Genomic DNA, 1,795 nt, shown 5'->3' with positions numbered 1-1,795 from the left:
ATAAAAATTATTTAACGAAAATGGCGTTTAAAAATGAAACTTAAAGAAATAATGTTTATTGGCGAAGAAGATCCAGAAAAAGGATATACTGCCCAAGCTCTTGGATATTCTATTTTTACAGAAGGAGATACTTTAGAAGAACTCAAAGAAAATATTAAAGATGCTTTAAAATGTCATTTTGATAAAAAAGAAATGCCATATATTAAATGATATAGCTAATTACTTAAAGGTTGATAAGAAAAAGATTATTGAGGAGTTGTTTAGAAATTAAAGAACAAATAAGACAGACTAAAAGATTCACTTTTCCTTATGAAAAGTGACTACTTAAATTTATAGTTCCCTCGAATTCTTGGTTTAAGGAATCCCTGATTAGTGATTATATCTAACCATGTTTTTATATCCATTTGATTTTCCCCTTACAGTTTACAGATTTATAATGCTGCAAGATAATTTAGTTAGTTGGTTACCTATTTAATTCCAGTTAGTTTTTTTGTACTTCTGAAAAGAGTGAGGTGCGAAGATAACTTAATGCCACATAAAAAGATAATTCGAAATATTTGTTTAACAAGCGGCTAAGAATGTATTAGAATGTATTAGAATATAATTGAATACATAAAATAAGGAGGTTATAGATGACTAAAGTAGTAACCTTGCGACTCTCAGAAGAAGAATATAAGAGGATATCGGCTGTTGCTAAGATTGAGCATCGTCCTATTTCTAATTTTATCACTGCCAGGGTGATAAAAGATATAGACTTATTATGTAGACCCTATTGAGATGGCTCAGATTAAATCAGATAAGAACCTGATCGGAAAATTGAAAATTGGACATCGCGACGCTAAAGAAATGAAGGGTAGATTTATTGAATAAGTTTAGAATATTTGAGACCAATCAATTTCTAAAAGATCTCAAACAAGATTTTAGCGGACAGCAGGAACGGATAAATACAAAACTTATCACCTCCTTTCATCGAAAATGATTGCAAGTTACGAGATACAAGTGAATTTAGTTAGCTGGTTTGTCGGTTCGCCAATTTATAGATGTAATAAGTATTTAAACAAATAATTGACTTGTGTATTGTTTAGTGTATAATTAATACAGGAGGTGATGTACATGAAAAGGTTAAATATTACCTTGCCAGAGGAAATTGCCCAAGAGATAAAGTATATCCCTAACAAGAGTGATTTCATTTCCGAAGCTGTAAAAGAAAAGCTGGAGAGAATAAATAAAGAAAAATTGGATAAACTTTTAATAGAAGGATATAAGGCAACCAGAAAAGAAGATAAAGAGATTAACCAGGAGTGGGAAAAGATTACTCTGGAGGGATGGAGATAATATGGACTTTCCTAAAAAAGGTGAGATTTGGTTGGTATCCTTAGAGCCGGTAGTGGGACATGAAATAGGAAAAACAAGACCGGCTTTGGTAATATCTAATGATAGAAATAATTTGTTTGCTGAGACGGTAACTGTACTTCCTATTACCTCAAAAACAGAAAAAATCTATCCATTCGAGGTTTTTCTTCCCAGCGAAGAAACTCATCTATCTAAAGATTCTAAAGTAAAATGCAATCAAATTCGAACTATAGACAAGAAAAGACTTATCAATTTTGTGAGCGCTTTACTTCCTGAAAAATTAGAAAAGGTAGAGAAGGCACTTTTGATTCATCTTGATATTAACTAAGCATGAAGAAGTAAGAAAAATAAAAGGGATTAAAGGGAAACTAAGAAGAAAGGGAAAAATGGAAGGGAATAATATTCCCGATTCTGCTGATTTAAGGAGTTAGTGTCCACTTTA

4 protein-coding genes are annotated in these 1,795 nt (G+C 31.4%); all 4 read left to right on the top strand.

Going from position 1 to position 1,795, the window contains the following annotated elements; all coding sequences use genetic code 11:
• Window positions 1–33: 33 nt before the first annotated feature.
• The 4 genes from COZ07_RS01700 (at window position 34) to COZ07_RS01685 (ending at window position 1,681) form a co-directional block, all read left to right on the top strand.
• Window positions 34–210 (top strand): type II toxin-antitoxin system HicB family antitoxin, encoded by a 177-nt coding sequence (locus COZ07_RS01700; protein WP_406606870.1) that lies wholly within the window; start codon window positions 34–36, stop codon window positions 208–210.
• A gap of 422 nt (window positions 211–632) precedes the next feature.
• The gene (locus COZ07_RS01695) at window positions 633–776 is read left to right on the top strand and encodes a hypothetical protein (protein ID WP_406606869.1); all 144 of its coding nucleotides are present in this window, start codon (window positions 633–635) and stop codon (window positions 774–776) included.
• A gap of 337 nt (window positions 777–1,113) precedes the next feature.
• Window positions 1,114–1,335 (top strand): hypothetical protein, encoded by a 222-nt coding sequence (locus COZ07_RS01690; protein WP_406606868.1) that lies wholly within the window; start codon window positions 1,114–1,116, stop codon window positions 1,333–1,335.
• Between the two features lies 1 nt (window position 1,336).
• Window positions 1,337–1,681, top strand: coding sequence for a type II toxin-antitoxin system PemK/MazF family toxin (locus COZ07_RS01685; RefSeq protein WP_406606867.1), 345 nt, complete (start codon window positions 1,337–1,339; stop codon window positions 1,679–1,681).
• The last annotated feature ends 114 nt before the right edge of the window (window positions 1,682–1,795 follow it).

It is taken from the genome of Candidatus Infernicultor aquiphilus, assembly GCF_002784285.1.
Taxonomy (GTDB): domain Bacteria; phylum Atribacterota; class Phoenicimicrobiia; order Phoenicimicrobiales; family Phoenicimicrobiaceae; genus Infernicultor; species Infernicultor aquiphilus.
Note: the sequence above shows the minus strand (reverse complement) of the source record. Positions and strands in the feature narration are given on the sequence as shown.

Excerpts from the sequence above, each read along its gene's own strand:
- COZ07_RS01695 (WP_406606869.1), top strand. The coding sequence starts at position 633 with ATGACTAAAGTAGTAACCTTGCGACTCTCAGAAGAAGAATATAAGAGG.
- COZ07_RS01685 (WP_406606867.1), top strand. The coding sequence starts at position 1,337 with ATGGACTTTCCTAAAAAAGGTGAGATTTGGTTGGTATCCTTAGAGCCG.
- COZ07_RS01690 (WP_406606868.1), top strand. The coding sequence starts at position 1,114 with ATGAAAAGGTTAAATATTACCTTGCCAGAGGAAATTGCCCAAGAGATA.
- COZ07_RS01700 (WP_406606870.1), top strand. The coding sequence starts at position 34 with ATGAAACTTAAAGAAATAATGTTTATTGGCGAAGAAGATCCAGAAAAA.